The organism is Microbacterium arborescens, assembly GCF_049707515.1.
In the GTDB taxonomy this organism is placed as follows: Bacteria; Actinomycetota; Actinomycetes; order Actinomycetales; family Microbacteriaceae; genus Microbacterium; species Microbacterium arborescens_B.
On sequence record NZ_JBNAFI010000002.1, the window covers coordinates 468,274 to 484,483 of the forward strand.

Annotated in this window: 13 protein-coding genes; 8 read left to right on the forward strand and 5 right to left on the reverse strand. The window is 69.9% G+C overall.

Features of this window, described 5'->3' with window-relative positions; all coding sequences use genetic code 11:
- The first annotated feature begins 9 nt into the window (after positions 1 to 9).
- Positions 10 to 1,137 carry an alkaline phosphatase family protein gene (locus ACPYN5_RS06210; protein ID WP_424448107.1) on the forward strand — a complete coding sequence of 376 codons (1,128 nt, stop codon included), beginning with the start codon at positions 10 to 12 and terminating at the stop codon, positions 1,135 to 1,137.
- Between the two features lie 52 nt (positions 1,138 to 1,189).
- On the opposite strand, the gene sepH is transcribed toward ACPYN5_RS06210, so the two are convergent.
- Positions 1,190 to 2,221, reverse strand: coding sequence for a septation protein SepH (sepH, locus tag ACPYN5_RS06215; RefSeq protein WP_424448108.1), 1,032 nt, complete (start codon positions 2,219 to 2,221; stop codon positions 1,190 to 1,192).
- A gap of 228 nt (positions 2,222 to 2,449) precedes the next feature.
- Here sepH and ACPYN5_RS06220 point away from each other — a divergent pair, with 228 nt between their 5' ends.
- Positions 2,450 to 2,743 carry a DUF4193 domain-containing protein gene (locus ACPYN5_RS06220; protein ID WP_023951316.1) on the forward strand — a complete coding sequence of 98 codons (294 nt, stop codon included), beginning with the start codon at positions 2,450 to 2,452 and terminating at the stop codon, positions 2,741 to 2,743.
- Between the two features lie 64 nt (positions 2,744 to 2,807).
- Here ACPYN5_RS06220 and ACPYN5_RS06225 read toward each other — a convergent pair whose 3' ends face one another.
- Positions 2,808 to 3,305, reverse strand: coding sequence for a DUF3093 domain-containing protein (locus ACPYN5_RS06225; protein ID WP_424448109.1), 498 nt, complete (start codon positions 3,303 to 3,305; stop codon positions 2,808 to 2,810).
- 12 nt (positions 3,306 to 3,317) lie between these two features.
- Here ACPYN5_RS06225 and dut point away from each other — a divergent pair, with 12 nt between their 5' ends.
- The 5 genes from dut to dxs all read left to right on the forward strand — a co-directional run bounded on the left by dut (position 3,318) and on the right by dxs (position 10,187).
- Positions 3,318 to 3,770, forward strand: a complete 453-nt coding sequence (gene dut, locus ACPYN5_RS06230) for a dUTP diphosphatase (protein WP_424448110.1) — start codon at positions 3,318 to 3,320, stop codon at positions 3,768 to 3,770.
- Positions 3,767 to 4,345, forward strand: coding sequence for a DUF3710 domain-containing protein (locus ACPYN5_RS06235; RefSeq protein ID WP_424448111.1), 579 nt, complete (start codon positions 3,767 to 3,769; stop codon positions 4,343 to 4,345). Before dut ends, ACPYN5_RS06235 begins: the two co-directional genes overlap by 4 nt.
- Entirely contained in the window at positions 4,342 to 5,106 is a 765-nt protein-coding gene (locus ACPYN5_RS06240; protein ID WP_424448112.1) for a DUF3159 domain-containing protein, read from the forward strand. The genes ACPYN5_RS06235 and ACPYN5_RS06240 overlap by 4 nt, the downstream gene beginning before the upstream one ends.
- Positions 5,107 to 5,239: 133 nt before the next feature.
- Entirely contained in the window at positions 5,240 to 8,098 is a 2,859-nt protein-coding gene (locus ACPYN5_RS06245; RefSeq protein WP_424448113.1) for an aconitate hydratase, read from the forward strand.
- A gap of 106 nt (positions 8,099 to 8,204) precedes the next feature.
- Positions 8,205 to 10,187 (forward strand): 1-deoxy-D-xylulose-5-phosphate synthase, encoded by a 1,983-nt coding sequence (dxs, locus tag ACPYN5_RS06250; protein WP_424448114.1) that lies wholly within the window; start codon positions 8,205 to 8,207, stop codon positions 10,185 to 10,187.
- On the opposite strand, the gene ACPYN5_RS06255 is transcribed toward dxs, so the two are convergent.
- Together ACPYN5_RS06255 and ACPYN5_RS06260 are read right to left on the reverse strand one after the other, a co-directional pair.
- A complete protein-coding gene (locus tag ACPYN5_RS06255; protein WP_424448115.1) occupies positions 10,169 to 10,762 on the reverse strand; it encodes a hypothetical protein in 594 nt (197 codons plus the stop codon). The genes dxs and ACPYN5_RS06255 overlap by 19 nt on opposite strands.
- Positions 10,759 to 11,436: a TetR/AcrR family transcriptional regulator gene (locus tag ACPYN5_RS06260; protein ID WP_424448116.1), complete on the reverse strand. Its 678-nt coding sequence runs from the start codon at positions 11,434 to 11,436 to the stop codon at positions 10,759 to 10,761. The genes ACPYN5_RS06255 and ACPYN5_RS06260 overlap by 4 nt, the downstream gene beginning before the upstream one ends.
- A gap of 67 nt (positions 11,437 to 11,503) precedes the next feature.
- On the opposite strand from ACPYN5_RS06260, the gene pepN reads away from it, so the two are divergent.
- Positions 11,504 to 14,005 (forward strand): aminopeptidase N, encoded by a 2,502-nt coding sequence (pepN, locus tag ACPYN5_RS06265; RefSeq protein ID WP_424448117.1) that lies wholly within the window; start codon positions 11,504 to 11,506, stop codon positions 14,003 to 14,005.
- 58 nt (positions 14,006 to 14,063) lie between these two features.
- Here the strand turns inward: pepN and ACPYN5_RS06270 are convergent, their stop codons facing one another.
- On the reverse strand, positions 14,064 to 16,208 hold the full coding sequence (locus ACPYN5_RS06270; RefSeq protein ID WP_424448118.1) for a 3-hydroxyacyl-CoA dehydrogenase NAD-binding domain-containing protein: 2,145 nt from the start codon (positions 16,206 to 16,208) through the stop codon (positions 14,064 to 14,066).
- Positions 16,209 to 16,210: the final 2 nt, after the last annotated feature.

Here is a 16,210-nt window from a genome sequence, read left to right on the forward strand (position 1 = left end):
CTGTCCGCGATGCCCTCCAGCCTACCGATCGACCCGCCCGCGGCCCGGAGCCTCACCGGTGTGCTGCCGCAGCTGATCGCCTCCGTCTCGGGCCGAGCCGACTGGTTCGCGCCGGCGCGGTCGGCCATCGTGATCGTCGCGGACGGTCTCGGACGGGGCAACCTGACCCAGCGCGCGGCCTACGCGCGGTTCCTCACGGAGCGGATGACGAAGCGGGATGCCGCTCGCACGGTGTTCCCCGCCACGACCGCGGCCGCCCTGAGCAGCCTGTTCACCGGGGTGCGCCCGGGCGAGCACGGCATCGTCGGGTACCGGGTGCGGGTGCCCGGAACGACATCGGCCCCCAACCAGCTCACGGGCTGGGAGCACGACGGACTCGACCCGAGGTCGTGGCAGCGCGCTCAGCCGATCTTCGAGCGCGAGAGCGCGGCGGGCAGACGATGCTTCGTCGTGAGTCGCGCGCAGTACGCCGGCACCGGGTTCACGACGGCGACGGTGCGCGGCGCCGAGTTCGTCGCGGCCTCCGGGATCGCCGAGCGTCTGGCGCTGGCCGAGGCGCTCGCCGACGCCCACGAGGGAGCGCTCGTGTACGCGTACATCCCCGAGCTCGACGTCATCGGTCACGCCCACGGGTGGGAGAGCGATCGGTGGTCGGCCGAGCTGGAGGCGCTCGACGCCGAGCTGCGCCGGTGGGATCGTCAGCTCGCGCCCGGTATCGGGGCGGTTCTCACCGCCGATCACGGCATGGTCGACGTGCCCGCGCACCGCCACATCCTCCTGGGGGAGTCCGACGATCTCCTGGGTGACGTGGAGACCATCGGGGGCGAGCCCCGCATGCTGCATCTGTACGCGGCCGACGGCGCGGCCGACTGCGTCGCATCACGATGGCGGGCGTCGGAGTCGGACCGTTCCTGGGTGATGACCCGCACGGAGGCGATCGACGCCGGGCTCTTCGGGCTGGTGCACCCCGATGTCGCACCGCGGATCGGAGACGTGCTCGTCGCCGCACGCTCGGGCGTCGCCTACTACGACGACCGTTCCGCCGACAAGAAGCCGCAGCGCATGATCGGCCAGCACGGCTCGCTCACCGACCAGGAGCGGATCGTCCCGCTCGTCCGCCTCGGCGCCTTCGCCTGAGGCCCCGAACGACTTCCGCCTGAGGCCCCGGGCCCAGCGTCAGCGTCGGGTGTCAGGCGTCTTCGCTGCGTGCGCCGAAGACGATCTCGTCCCACGACGGCATCGATGTGCGTCCGCCGCGTCGACGGGTCTCGGGCGCCGAGTCGTCGTTCGCCGGTTCGTCCTTGGGCGCCTCGGCTGCCGGCTCGGCAGGCTCCGGACGGCTCGTCTCGAGCGCGTCGAACAGGGCGACCGGGGTGCGCTCGCGCGTGTCCTCGTCGCGGCCGTCTCCCGGCATCGGTTCGCGTTGCCCCCGCCGGCGGCGGAGCGCCTCGAGCAGGTCAGCCGTCTCGGACGACGTGACGACGGGTTCGGGCGCACGCTTCGTGGCGGCGTCCTTCGCGTTCGTGCCTCGGAGCGCCGTGGATGCCGCCGGCGCCTCGGTGTCGGCGACGGGATGGCGCGGCCCGAAAGCGCCGCTGTCGAAGCGCGACTCGTCCTTGGCCTGATGCGAGTCGAGCGCGCGAAGCCGCGGGATCAGTCCCTCGGGAAGCGACCCCTGCCGCGACAGCTGCGTCGCATCGGAGTTGAGGGGGGCAAGCGACGAACGCCGCGGATCGAACGACCACCGGGCATCGTGCTCGACCTCGCCGACGGTGAAGTCGAGCTTCACGACCCAGCCGTCCGGCTCGCGCCAGCTGCTCCAGCGCTCTCCGGTTGCGCCGGCCTCGGTCAGCTTCGTCCGCACCGCGGTTCCGAAGGTGGGCTGGGCGTCGGGCTCGAGCTCGCCGGCGATGAGGACCGGCACCGCGAGGGCCTGTCCGACGACGTGCTCGCGCTCGGCGATGATCGGCCGCTCGTAACGCACGACGTCCTCGACGCGGACGCCGAGCAGCGTCGCGACGTCGGCGGCGGTCATCCCGGCACGGATGTGCGATTGGATCTCGCGGGGGCTGGGGCGCGGGGTGCGAGGCTCGTCCGCCGGCTTGGCGCGGCGCAGCTGGGCGCGCAGCGTCTCGTTCACCGGCAACGCGAAGCGCTCCCCGGACTCGGTGGCGAGGACGAGGATGCCCTCCTCGGTCCCGATGACCTTGAGCTGTTCCATGCGCAGAACCCTCCCAGCGATACGTGTGCCGTCATGGTGTCACAGGCATCCGGTGACCGCGGGAATATCCGGGGCGCGCCGTGGGTTTCGGGGGTCGAACCGGCAGTCCGCATCGAATCCCGGAAGGATCTTCCGCGACGTTTTGCGAAAAGCGCGCCGGTCATGCAAACTATCGCCGCCCCACTCGGCGCGGCAACCGGCGACACCTGGAAGTAGAGGCCTTTCGACATGGCTACGGATTACGACGCACCCCGCAAGACCGAGGACGACAGCGAGTCGATCGAGGCCCTGAAGGAGCGCGTGCCCGACAAGTCGTCGGGCTCGATCGACAACGAGGACGCCGACAACCCGTCGGGCTTCGAGCTGCCCGGTGCCGACCTGTCGGACCTCGAGCTCGACGTCGTCGTCCTGCCCCCGCAGGAGGACGAGTTCACGTGCATGGAGTGCTTCCTCGTGAAGCACCGCACCCAGATCGACCACGAGACCAAGGTCGGCGCGATCTGCACCGAGTGCGCCGCCTGACGACCGCGGTCCTCCCCGACCCTCGACGCTTCGGCGTCGGGGGTCTTTCTTCATGCCGGGCGGTTCAGGCGTCGTGCGCGGGCGAACCCGCCGCCGCGCGCGCCGCGTCGATCACAGCTGCGACGCGGGCGGGCGTGCGCGAGGAGAAGACCCAGTGGCTGACGGGGTCGTCGTCGTCCTCGACGGCGATGCGGACGACGCCGTCGATGCCGCCCCGCAGAAGGTGCCAGGAGCTCGACGACAGTCCGGGGCCCCGTGCTTGGCGGGCAGCGTCACCCGTGAACGTCTCGATGTCGCCGAGGTAGCCCAGTTCGATGCTCGCGCGCCCCACGCGCAGCCGTCCGTCGGCGACCTCCACGACGGGGGAGAGGGCGATGAGCCCGGCGACGACGAGGGCGCCGACGGCGATGCCGGCGACCAGGCCGATCACCGAGTCCAGCGGGGCGAGCACGAGAGCGACCATCGGGCCGCAGACGGCGGCGCTCACCAGCACCCACAGCGAGGGGCTGAGGCGCTCTCGGTAGCTCGCTGCGTGCGGGGTGGTGGGGGCGGAACTGTGCATTAGCCTCGTGGGGTGAGCGAATCCGTGGACGTCCCCATTATCGCCGCCGACGTCCCCGCGTATGCCCACCCGGGGGATGCCGGAGCCGATCTGGTCTCCGCGGAGGCCGTGCGGCTCGAGCCCGGGCAGCGCGCGCTCGTGGGCACCGGGGTGCGCATCGCGCTGCCCGACGGCTTCGCCGCCTTCGTCGTGCCGCGCAGCGGTCTCGCGGCGAAGCACGGGATCACCGTGGTCAACTCACCCGGCACGGTCGATGCGGGCTACCGGGGCGAGATCAAGGTCACGCTCCTGAACACCGACACGTCCGAGCCCTACGTGATCGAACCCGGCGATCGCATCGCCCAGTTGATCGTCATGCCGGTGACCCGGGCCCGCTTCATCCCCGTCGAGACCCTGCCCGAGAGCGTCCGCGGCGAAGGCGGGTTCGGCTCTACCGGCTACCAGCAGACAGGAGCAACCGCATGAGCGACGACGCGAAGTCCGCCCCCACCGATCGCGCCACAGCCGGACCGTTCGACGAGTCCGAGGCCAACCCGGTTCGGCCCTACATCGACCTGGGCGGCATCAAGGTGCTGCCGCGCGAGGGCCTGAACCTGCGCCTCGAGGTGGAGGAGCAGACCAAGCGCATCGTGGCCGTCGGTCTCGACTACGCCGGATCGACGCTGCAGGTGCAGCCCTTCGCCGCACCCCGCTCCACGGGCCTGTGGGAGGAGACGCGCGAGCAGATCCGCCAGCAGGTGCGCCAGCAGGGCGGCCGGGTCGAGGAGCGCGAGGGACCGCTCGGTCCGGAGCTCCTCGCCGAGGTCCCGGTGATCGCGGGAGCCGAGGGGAGCGGCAAGCGGCTCGCGCGCTTCGTCGGCGTCGACGGGCCCCGCTGGTTCCTGCGGGGAGTCATCGGGGGCGCGGCGACCAACGACGTCGATGCGGCGGCGCAGGTCGAGGACCTGTTCCGGTCGCTCGTCGTGGTGCGCGGCGGATCGCCGATGCCGCCGCGCGACCTCATCCCGCTGAAGATGCCGGCGACTCCCGGCGCGGCGTGAGCGGCGACGAACGGCCCGAGACCCCGGGCGAGCGCTCGGCCGATCTGACGCCGCCGGAAGCGGCGTCGGCGTCCGGCGTGCTCGGTGCGGCGCTCGGCGAGGCCGCGCGCAAGGCGGGCTTCGACCCGGCGACGCAGTCGTCGACCGGGGGAGTCGTGTGGCGTGCGATGGGCGGTTTCCGCGGCATCGTCGAAGCGGTCCTCCCGGGGCTCGTGTTCATCGTCGTGTTCACCGCGACGACGGATCCCGAGACGGGCCAAGCGAATCTCTGGCTCTCCCTCGGGCTCTCGGTCGGCGTTGCGGCGGTGTTCACGCTGCTGCGCCTCCTCCAGCGCGGGCCGGCCGGAGCCGCTTTCGGCGGGCTCATCGCGACGGCCGTGGCCGCGGGTCTGGCACTGTGGACCGGACGCGGCCAGGACAACTTCATCCCCGGCCTCATCACGAACGCCGCGTACGGCACGGCGTTCCTCGTGTCCGCCCTCATCGGGTGGTCGCTCATCGGTCTGGCCGCCGGATTCCTCATGAACGAGGGCGTCGCCTGGCGTCGCGACAAGCGCAAGCGCCGGGTCTTCTTCTGGCTCGCCATCGCCTGGGCCGGGCTGTTCTACCTCAGGCTCGCGGTGCAGCTCCCGCTGTACTTCGCCGACGAGGTCGCCGCCCTCGGCACGCTGAAGCTCGTCATGGGTCTTCCTTTGTTCGCCCCTCTCGCAGCGGTCACCTGGCTCGCCGTGCGCGCGCTCTACAAGCAGCCCGCGCAGTGATACATTTATCTTGACGTCAAGATAAATTTCCCCGATCCGACTAAGGGTCGCCTCACTAGATCGACGGGTGTGGCGAGGGGGATGATGGGACAGTGCGCGCGAGCGCGCGGCCCGCCGATGAAGGAGAGCAGACGTGTCCACTGTTGACAGCTTCGGAGCCAAGAGCACCCTGACGGTCGGCAGCACCGACTACGAGATCTTCCGTATCGCCACGGTCGACGGATACGACCGCCTTCCGTTCAGCCTCAAGGTCCTCCTCGAGAACCTCCTGCGCACCGAGGACGGCGCGAACGTCACGCAGGAGCAGATCCGCGCGCTCGGGTCGTGGGATGCCGCCGCGGAGCCCGACACCGAGATCCAGTTCACGCCGGCACGCGTCGTGATGCAGGACTTCACCGGGGTGCCCTGCATCGTCGACCTCGCGACCATGCGCGAGGCCGTGACCGCTCTCGGCGGCGACCCGAAGCGGATCAACCCGCTCTCGCCGGCCGAGATGGTCATCGACCACTCCGTCATCGCCGACCTCTTCGGCAGCGAGAACGCCCTCGAGCGCAACGTCGAGATCGAGTACGAGCGCAACGGTGAGCGCTATCAGTTCCTGCGTTGGGGTCAGGGCGCCTTCGACGACTTCAAGGTCGTCCCCCCGGGCACCGGCATCGTCCACCAGGTCAACATCGAGCACCTCGCCAAGGTCATCTACGACCGCAACGTCGACGGCGTCCTCCGCGCCTACCCCGACACGTGCGTCGGCACCGACTCGCACACCACGATGGTCAACGGCCTGGGCGTGCTCGGCTGGGGCGTCGGCGGCATCGAGGCGGAGGCCGCGATGCTCGGCCAGCCCGTGTCGATGCTCATCCCTCGCGTCGTCGGCTTCAAGCTCACGGGCGAGATCCCCGCCGGTGTGACCGCCACCGACGTCGTGCTGACCATCACCGACATGCTGCGCAAGCACGGCGTGGTCGGCAAGTTCGTCGAGTTCTACGGCGCCGGCGTCGGCTCCGTCCCCCTCGCGAACCGCGCCACCATCGGCAACATGAGCCCCGAGTTCGGGTCGACGGCAGCGATGTTCCCCATCGACGAGGTGACCCTCGACTACCTGCGCCTGACCGGACGCGACGAGCAGACCGTCGCCCTCGTCGAGGCGTACGCCAAGGAGCAGTCGCTCTGGCACGACCCCGCGAACGAGGCGAGCTACAGCGAGTACATGGAGCTCGACCTCTCGACCGTCGTGCCCTCCATCGCGGGCCCCAAGCGCCCGCAGGACCGCATCCTGCTGTCGGAGTCGAAGGAGCAGTTCGCCAAGGACATCCTCAACTACGCCACGCCCGCCGACGAGGCGGTCGAGGTGGAGGGCACCTTCCCCGCCTCCGACCCCGGCAACTCCCCGGGCGTCGAGCACGAGACGCTCTCCGACGACACGATCTCCCACCAGCACGAGCACGCCCACGCGGGACTGCTCTCGAGCGGCGCGCGTCACGCGGCTTCGAAGCCGGTCAAGGTCACGCAGCCCTCGGGTGACAGCTACCTCCTCGACCACGGCGCCGTGACCCTCGCCGCGATCACGTCGTGCACCAACACCTCGAACCCGTCGGTCATGATCGCCGCCGGTCTTCTGGCGCGCAAGGCCGGGGAGCGCGGACTCAAGCGCAAGCCGTGGGTCAAGACCACGCTCGGCCCCGGGTCGAAGGTCGTCACCGATTACTACGAGAAGTCCGGTCTCGACAAGGACCTCGAGAACCTCGGCTTCTACACGGTCGGCTACGGCTGCACGATCTGCATCGGAAACTCCGGACCCCTCATCGAGGAGGTCTCGGAGGCGATCAACGAGAACGATCTCGCCGTGACGGCCGTCCTCTCGGGCAACCGCAACTTCGAGGGTCGCATCAGCCCGGACGTCAAGATGAATTACCTCGCGTCGCCGCCTCTCGTGGTGGCCTATGCGCTGGCCGGATCGATGAACTTCGACTTCGAGACCGACCCGCTCGGCACCGACGCCGAGGGCAACGACGTGTTCCTCAAGGACATCTGGCCCGGCACCGACGAGGTGCAGGAGATCATCGACTCGTCGATCTCGCGCGAGCAGTTCATCAAGCAGTACGCGACCGTCTTCGACGGCGACGAGCGCTGGAAGAACCTGCCCACTCCCACCGGCCCGGTCTTCGAGTGGGATCAGGACTCGACGTACGTCCGCAAGGCCCCGTACTTCGACGGCATGCAGATGGAGCTGACCCCGGTCAGCGACATCACGGGCGCGCGCGTCATGGCAGCACTCGGCGACTCGGTCACGACCGACCACATCAGCCCCGCCGGCAACATCAAGGCCGGAACTCCGGCCGCGCAGTACCTGACCGAGCACGGCGTCGCGCAGAAGGACTTCAACTCCTACGGGTCGCGTCGCGGCAACCACGAGGTGATGATCCGCGGCACCTTCGCGAACATCCGCCTGAAGAACGAGCTCACGGCAGCCGTGAACGACGGCAAGGTCGTCGAGGGCGGCTACACGCGCGACTTCACCCAGGAAGGCGGCCCGCAGTCGTACATCTACGACGCGAGCCAGAACTACCAGGCGCAGGGCACCCCGCTGGTCATCTTCGGCGGCAAGGAGTACGGCTCGGGTTCGTCGCGCGACTGGGCGGCCAAGGGCACCAACCTCCTCGGCGTCAAGGCCGTCATCACCGAGAGCTTCGAGCGCATCCACCGCTCGAACCTCATCGGCATGGGTGTCGTCCCGCTGCAGTTCCCGGCCGGCGAGAGCTGGAAGTCGCTGGGGCTGGACGGTACGGAGGTCATCTCGATCACCGGTCTCGAGCAGCTGAACGAGGGCGTGACCCCCAAGACGGTCAAGGTCGTCGCCGAGCCGAGCGAGTTCTCGCCCGAGGGCAAGCAGACCGTCGAGTTCGACGCGATCGTGCGTATCGACACCCCCGGTGAAGCCGACTACTACCGCAACGGCGGCATCCTGCAGTACGTGCTGCGCTCGCTCGTCTGAGCCCACCCGAGCCGCGATAGCGCACGAGAGGCCGGAGCGTCGAGCTCCGGCCTCTCGCGCATCCGGCTGATTAGACTTGCCGCCACCCGACGGAAGGAGGAGCGGGATGTCGTTGCTCTCCTCGATCTCGCACCCGCGCGATCTGGACGCCCTCTCGATCCCCGAGCTCGAGGCGCTCGCGAGTGAGATCCGGGCCTTCCTCGTCGAGAACGTCGCGCGCAGCGGCGGTCACCTCGGCCCGAACCTCGGGGTCGTGGAGCTGACACTGGCGATCCACCGCGTGTTCGACTCCCCGCACGATCCGATCGTGTTCGACACGGGCCATCAGTCCTACGTGCACAAGCTGCTCACCGGTCGACAGGACTTCTCGCGTCTTCGCTCGCGCGGTGGCCTGGCGGGCTACCCGCAGCGCAGCGAGAGCGAGCACGACGTCGTGGAATCGTCGCATGCGTCGAGTTCGCTGAGCTGGGCCGACGGCATCTCCCGTGCCTTCGCCCGCACCGGTCGCACCGATCGCCACGTCGTCGCCGTCGTGGGCGACGGTTCGCTGACGGGCGGGATGACGTGGGAGGCCCTGAACAACATCTCCGATGACAACGACCGGAACCTCGTGATCGTGGTCAACGACAACGGGCGCTCCTACGCCCCGACGATCGGTGGGATGGCCCGCTTCTTGAACAAGGTCCGGACCACCGAGGGCTACCGGTCCCTCCACGAAGGCTCCGCCTCGCTGTTCGGACGGCTCGGGCCCGCCGCGCGGGCCGTGTACCGGGGCATGCGCGGCGGCACTCACGGATTCCTCTCGCGCTTCGTGAACAACGAGGCGCTCTACTCCAATCTCGACATCAAGTACCTCGGCCCCGTCGACGGGCACGACCTCGAGGCGATGATCGAGACGCTCGACATGGCGAAGGCCTACGGGGCTCCGGTCATCGTGCACGCCATCACGGAGAAGGGGCGCGGCTACGAACCGGCGCGCCTCGACGAGGCCGACCAGTTCCACGCGGTCGGCAAGATCGACCCGGTGACGGGACGCCCGATGAGCGCGAGCGGTGCGACGAGCTGGACCGATGTCTTCGCCGAGGAGCTCGTCTCGGCAGGGGAGCACCGGGGCGACGTCGTCGCGATCACCGCGGCGATGCTGCGGCCCACGGGTCTCCTCCCATTCGCCCAGCGCTTCCCCGATCGGGTGCTCGACGTCGGGATCGCCGAGCAGCACGCGGTCGCAGCATCCGCCGGTCTCGCCTTCGGCGGCTTGCATCCCGTCGTGGCGATCTACGCGACGTTCATGAACCGCGCGTTCGACCAGCTGATGATGGACGTCGCCCTGCATCGCGCCGGCGTGACGTTCGTGCTCGACCGCGCCGGGGTCACCGGCCCCGACGGGCCGAGCCACCATGGCATCTGGGACCTCGCGATGCTGCAGTTGGTGCCCGGCATCCGGATCGCCGCGCCCCGAGACGCCGAACGCCTGCGTGAGACGTTCCGCGAGGCCGTCGCGGTCGAGGACGCGCCCACGGTCGTGCGTTACCCGAAGGGCTCCGTCGGCGCGGATCTGCCTGCGCTCGAGCGTTTGCCCGATGGCACCGACGTGCTCGTCCGCGGCGAGTCGGACGACGTCCTCATCGTCGGCATCGGTCCGATGGCGCGACTCGGCATGGACGTCGCCGAGCGACTGCGCGCGCAGGGGATCGGAGCGACGGTCATCGACCCGCGCTGGGTCGTCCCCGTCGCGGATTCGGTCGTCGAACTGGCCGCGGGCCACCGTCTGGTCATCACGATCGAGGACGGCATCCGGGTCGGTGGCATCGGCACGCGCATCCGCCAGGTGCTGCGCGAGGCGGGGGTCGACACGGCCGTCGACGAGCTCGGACTGCCCGACGAGTTCATCGACCACGCCGAGCGCGACGAGATCTTCGAGGATGCCGGACTCACCGCGGCCAGGATCGCTCACGACGTCGTCGCGCAGGTCCTCGGAACCCGCATCCCCGTCGCCCGTCCGAGTGCAGACGGTGGTCAGGACTGGCCCGACGCGCCGCGCGCCGGGGCCGACGCGACCGACGGCGAGCCTCAGCCCCGGGGGCGCTGACGGGGGTCGATCACCCGGTAGCGCTCATCGAGGGCGTCCTCGGCGGCGGCATCCGGGTCGGCTGTCGGCAAGCTGTCGTCGCGCGCCGCCGCGGCGTCGGCTCGCAGCGCCCGCCGCATGGTGACGAACCAGGCGCTCGCGACGCCGATCGCGCTGAGCGGCACGTTGACGAGGGAGAAGAGGGGGACGATCGAGAGTCCCTCGGAGGTGCCGGTGACCACGGGGACGACGAGCATCGTCGTGAGAGCACCGACAACGGCGCCGTACACGACGAAGAGGACGAGATGCGTCGCCACGCGAGGCGAGCGTCGCAGGCGGCGACCGAGCACATACGCTCCGAGAGCTCCGACAACGAGCGCCGGGATCGAAGCCAGGAGAATCATCACGCTGCCGACGATCAGGCTCCATCCGCCGGTCAGCACCGCCCAGGCGGCGATGAGCAGCAGCGTCGTCCAGAGCCAGGCGCGCCCGGCACCCGCGAGGAACTCGGTGCGGGTGAAAGCGAGCGGCTCGAGATCCGTCCGTGGCGATGCCGACGGTGACGACGGTTGCCGGGTCGACTCGCGTGCCGTCACGACCGTGCCTCGGCGATCAGATCGAGGAGCTCGCGCAACGGGCGCCGCAGCATCGGCAGACGTGCGAGCGGCAGCGCCATTCCGAGCAGCCCCAGGCCGCGATCGAGCAGGCGCCGGGTCTTCGCCTGGTCGGTGGTGTCGTCGTAGACCCAGTACATCGCGAGCAGCAGGTGCGTCAGCACGAGAGCACCCGGGAGGGCCGCCGCGATGTCGGCGGGCAATCTGTGATCGGAACCCTCGACCGCGGCGCGGAAGAGGCCTTCGACGATCGCGAGACTCGCATCCGACTCCGGAGACAACGGGTTGATGGATGAGCGTGGCGACACCGCAGCCGTGAGGAACTCCGGCGCGTGCTCGTGCGTCGGCGCCAGCTGATCGAGGCCGGTGTGGAAGACGATCGCGAGGCGCTCCCTCAGGTCTCGGGTCTGCTCGAGCCGGGGGAGAGCCGCCGCCTCATGGTCCTGCTGCACCCGCAGATAGAACTCCTGGACGAGCTCGTTCTTCGAGGCGAAGTGGTAGTTGGTGGTTCCGACCGAGACTCCCGCCTCTGCGGCGATGTGACGGATCGTCGTCGCGTCGTAACCGCGCTCGCGGAACGAGCGGAGGGCTGTCTCCACGATGAGGGCACGTGTGCGGTCCCGTTTCGATCCGGCGGGCTCCGGTTGACTGAACATGTTCAGATGGTAGCGCGTCGGATCGTCGCGAGGCCAGCGGCGCGGGCGCGCGTGACAGCATGGAGGGATGACCGGCGAGAATCTCACCCGTTCCGACGCGCAGCGGCGCGCAGCCGACATCCGCGTCCATGTCATCGAGGTCGACCTCGACCTGCGGCATGCAGCCCGGCTCGACGAGACCACCTTCGCCACCCGCGCGACGCTGTCGTTCGATGCTGCGCCCGGCGGCGAGACGTGGGTGGACTTCCTCGGGCACTCCGTCGACAGCGTGACGGTCAATGGCGAGAGCCGCGAGGTGTCGTGGGACGGCGCACGGATCCGGCTCGATGCGCTGGCGGCGACCAATACCGTGTCGATCGAGGCCCGCGGGGTGTACAGCCGGTCGGGCGAGGGGCTCCACCGTTTCGTCGATCCCGTCGACCAGGCGGTCTACCTGTACACCCAGTACGAGCCGGCCGATGCGCGGCGCGTCTACCCGTGCTTCGAGCAGCCCGATCTGAAGGCGCGCTGGCGGGTGCGGGTGAGCGCTCCGACGGGCTGGCAGGTGCTGTCCAACGGCGCTGAGGCGACGCGGCACGATATCGAGGACGGCGTCGAGGTCTCCTTCGTCGAGACATCGCCGATCTCGAGCTACATCACCGCCGTCGCGGCCGGACCGTACCATCGCGTCGACGCGGTGTGGGACGGCCCCGAGGGCGCCGTCGACCTGGGCGTGCTGTGCCGGGCGTCGCTGGCCCCGTCTCTCGATGCCGAGGAGATCATCGACATCACCCGCCGCGGGCTGGCGTTCTTCGGGGACGCGTTCGGTCTCGCCTACCCGTGGGGCAAGTACGACCAGATCTTCGTACCGGAGTACAACCTCGGCGCCATGGAGAACCCGGGGCTCGTGACCTTCACCGAGGCCTACGTCTTCCGCGGGGCATCGACGGCCGCCCAGCACGAGGCGCGGGCCAACACGATCCTGCACGAGATGGCGCACATGTGGTTCGGCGATCTCGTGACGATGCGCTGGTGGGACGACCTGTGGCTCAAGGAGTCCTTCGCGGACTTCATGGGCTCCCATGCATCGGTCGCGACCGGACTCCACCCGGACGCCTGGGTGAGTTTCGCCAGCAGGCGCAAGGGCTGGGCTTACGAGCAGGACCAGCTCCCGACGACGCATCCGATCGTCGCCGACATCCCCGATCTGCAGGCCGCGAAACTGAACTTCGACGGGATCACCTACGCCAAGGGCGCTTCGGTGCTCAAGCAGCTCGTGGCCTACGTGGGCGAGGAGTCGTTCTTCGCCGGCGCGCGTCGCTACTTCGCCGACAACGCCTACGGCAACACCACCCTCGACGACCTCCTGTCGGCGTTGGAGCACACGTCGGGTCGCGACCTGCGCTCGTGGAGCCGCGCGTGGCTGGAGACGACGGGCATGTCCGACCTGTCCGTCGAGCGCGTCGAGGACGGGCGCCCCGCCGTGGTGCAGACGGACCCCCGGCCGCATCGCCTGACGATCGGGCGTTACGTCGAGTCGGACGGCGTGCTGCGACGGAGCGAGGGGATCGAGCTCGACCTCGTCGACGCGCGCACCCCGCTGCCGGGGAGTGCTGCCGGCATCATCATCCCGAACGACGACGACCGCACGTACGCGAAGGTCCGGCTCGACGACGACGCGACCGCGGCCCTCGAGCGCTCGTTGTCGACGATCGCCGACCCGCTCGCTCGGTCGGTCGCGTGGGCATCGCTCTGGAATGCCGTTCGCGACGCCCGTCTCGGGGTCGGGCGCTACCTCCGTATCGTGAAGCGGCACGCCGTCGCCGAGGCCCACATCGGCCTGCTCGCCGATGCGCTCGCCCACGCCGACTACGCCATCGCCCGCTATGCGGCACCGGCCGAGCGACCGTCGTTGGCCGCGGGCTGGCTCGACACCACATGGGACGCGCTGCACGCGGCGGCCCCGGGAAGCGACGCGCAGCTGGTCTGGGCTCGCGCACTCGGCTCGGCAGCCGCAGCCGACGCGGGACGCGCGTCATCGCTGCGGGAACTGCTCGACGGCCACGAAGCGGCGCCGGCCGGTCTCGCGCTCGACGCGGATCTGCGGTGGAGCTGGCTGTTCGCGCTCGCGGCGACGGGAGAGGCCGAGGCGACGGACATCGACGCCGAGCTGACCCGCGACGACACCTCGAAGGGCCGGCGAGCCCACCGTGCCGCCCGGGCCGCGCGGCCGGATCCCGCCGTCCGGGAAGCCGCGTGGCGCGCGGCCTGGACCGATGAGACGCTGTCGAACGACGAGCTGGATGCCACGATCGCAGGCGTCCGTGCGGGCGGTCGTCGTGATCTCATCGAGGCCTTCGACGTCGACTATTTCGCCCGCATCGAGCAGGTGTGGGCGACGCGCAGCATCGAGATCGCTCGGCGCCTCGTCCGCGGGCTGTTCCCGGCCGCCGACGACCTCGCGATGGCATCCGCGTGGCTCGATGCTCACGCGGACGCGCCGGCCGCACTCCGGCGTATCGTGATCGAACAGCGGGACATGCGAGAGCGCGATCTGCGGGTGCAGCGCGCGCAGGTCGCCGGCTCATGACAGGAGAGCCCCGCGGCGCTCGTGCCGCGGGGCTCTCCTGTCGAGCGGGTGCTTCGCGTCAGCGGTGCGCGATCCCGCGGATCGGCGGGTGGTGGAACGTGTCGCCGAACGTGCGCTCGGAGGCGCCCTCGCGGTCGAGGTAGGGCGACGCGCCGCCGTCGATGAACGGCCAGCCCGCGCCGAGGATGAGGCACAGGTCGATGTCCTGGACCTCGGGAACGACGCCCTCGTCGAGCATGAGCCTGATCTCCTGCGCGAGGCCGTCCTGCACGCGCCGGAGGATCGTGTCGGCTGACACCGGCGACGAGCCCGTCGCCTTCTTCGCGATCTTCTCCGCGGCCTTGGTGAAGCCCGTGACCCGTCCGCCCTTGTCCTTCTCGACGACCTCGGCGAGCTCGGCGAGGCGGTGGAAGTTCTCGTTGGCATAGAACCGATCGGGGAACGCCGAGGTCATCGTGTCCTGGACGTGCGCGGCTACCTTCCAACCGACGAGGTCGATGAGCTGGAACGGGCCCATCGGGAGGCCGAGCGGTGCGAACGCCTTCTCGACGTCGGCCACGGGCGTGCCCTCGTAGACCGCCCGAGCCGCCTCACCCATGACCTTCGCCAGCAGGCGGTTCACGACGAACCCCGGCGCATCGGCCGTCAGGACGGCGTTCTTGCCGAGGCCCCTCGCGACCACGAAGGCGGTCGAGAGAGCGGCATCCGTCGTCTGCGGGGTGCGCACGATCTCGATGAGCGGCATGACGGCGACGGGGTTGAAGAAATGGAACCCGACGAGACGCTCAGGGTGCGCGAGCTTCGCGCCGATCTCCTCGACCGAGAGCGACGAGGTGTTCGTCGCGAGGATCGCGTCATCGGCGACGATCTTCTCGATGTCGCCGAACACCTGCTGCTTGACGCCGACCTCCTCGAACACCGCCTCGATGACGAAGTCGCAGTCGGCGTACTCGCTCTTGTCGACCGTGCCGTGCACGAGCGAGCGGAGCTTGCCGGCCGTGTCGGCGTCGATCCGGCCCTTAGCCTCGAGCTTGCCGATCTCTTCGCGGATGTAGGCGAGACCCTTGTCCACTCGCGCCTGGTCGAGGTCGGTGATGAGCACCGGCACCTGGAGCTTGCGCACGAAGAGCAGGGCGAACTGGCTGGCCATGAGGCCCGCGCCGATCACGCCCACCTTCGTGACCTTCTTCGCGAGCGCCTTGTCGGGCGCGCCGACCGGGCGCTTCGCGCGCTTCTGCACGAGATCGAAGGCGTACATCGACGCCGCGAACTGGTCGCCCGAGATCAGTTCGGCCAGAGCGTCGTCCTCGCGGGCGAAGCCTTCGTCGCGCGAACCGCTGCGGGCCTTCTCGAGCAGCTCGAGCGCCAGGTACGGTGCCTTGGGCACGGTGCCGATCCTCGATTCGAGCATGCCGCGCGCGACCTTGACGGCGATCGGCCACTTGGTGAGGCGCTCGATCTTGCCCGGCTCGTTCTTGCGGCTGACGGAGACCGAGCCGGCGAGCACGCCGTCGGCCCACGCGAGCGAGTCCTCGAGATAGCTCACCGCGGGGAAGATGGCGTCCATGATGCCCAGGTCGAACGCCTGCTGCGGCTTGAGCACGCGATTCTGCTTGAGCGGGTTGCTGATCACCACTTCGAGGGCGTTCTCGATGCCGATGAGGTTCGGCAGCAGATATGCGCCGCCCCACCCGGGTATGAGGCCGAGGAAGACCTCGGGCAGAGCGATCGCGGCGGCGGAGGCATCCACCGTCCGGTAGGTGCTGTTCAAGGCGATCTCGAGGCCGCCGCCGAGGGCGAGGCCGTTGACGAAGGCGAAGGAGGGGACGCCGAGCCGCGAGAGGCGCCCGAGCACCTGGTGGCCGCGCTGTGCGACGAGCTTGGCGATCTCGGTCGAGGGAAGACGCGACACGTCGGACAGGTCGGCGCCCGCCGCGAGGATGTACTGCTTGCCGGTGATCCCCACGGCGTCGATCTCGCCGGCGGCGGCGCGGGAGGCGAGGGTGTCGAGCACCCCGCCCAGCTCGGCCAGCGTCGCCGGGCCGAGCGTGTTCGGGCGGGTGTGATCGCGACCGTTGTCGAGGGTGATGAGGGCGAGCGTGCGGCCCGAGGACAGACGGACATCGCGCACGAGCGAGTGCGTGACGACCTCGTCTCCGGTGAGCGCGTCGAGGGGGGAGAAGTCGATGTCGTCGTAGGTCATGT

What these genes read in the sequence shown, in the direction of transcription:
- ACPYN5_RS06210 (WP_424448107.1), top strand. Translation starts at nt 10, where the DNA reads ATGCCCTCCAGCCTACCGATCGACCCGCCCGCGGCCCGGAGCCTCACC.
- sepH (WP_424448108.1), bottom strand. Translation starts at nt 2,221, where the DNA reads ATGGAACAGCTCAAGGTCATCGGGACCGAGGAGGGCATCCTCGTCCTC.
- ACPYN5_RS06220 (WP_023951316.1), top strand. Translation starts at nt 2,450, where the DNA reads ATGGCTACGGATTACGACGCACCCCGCAAGACCGAGGACGACAGCGAG.
- ACPYN5_RS06225 (WP_424448109.1), bottom strand. Translation starts at nt 3,305, where the DNA reads ATGCACAGTTCCGCCCCCACCACCCCGCACGCAGCGAGCTACCGAGAG.
- ACPYN5_RS06235 (WP_424448111.1), top strand. Translation starts at nt 3,767, where the DNA reads ATGAGCGACGACGCGAAGTCCGCCCCCACCGATCGCGCCACAGCCGGA.
- dxs (WP_424448114.1), top strand. Translation starts at nt 8,205, where the DNA reads ATGTCGTTGCTCTCCTCGATCTCGCACCCGCGCGATCTGGACGCCCTC.
- ACPYN5_RS06260 (WP_424448116.1), bottom strand. Translation starts at nt 11,436, where the DNA reads ATGTTCAGTCAACCGGAGCCCGCCGGATCGAAACGGGACCGCACACGT.
- pepN (WP_424448117.1), top strand. Translation starts at nt 11,504, where the DNA reads ATGACCGGCGAGAATCTCACCCGTTCCGACGCGCAGCGGCGCGCAGCC.
- ACPYN5_RS06270 (WP_424448118.1), bottom strand. Translation starts at nt 16,208, where the DNA reads ATGACCTACGACGACATCGACTTCTCCCCCCTCGACGCGCTCACCGGA.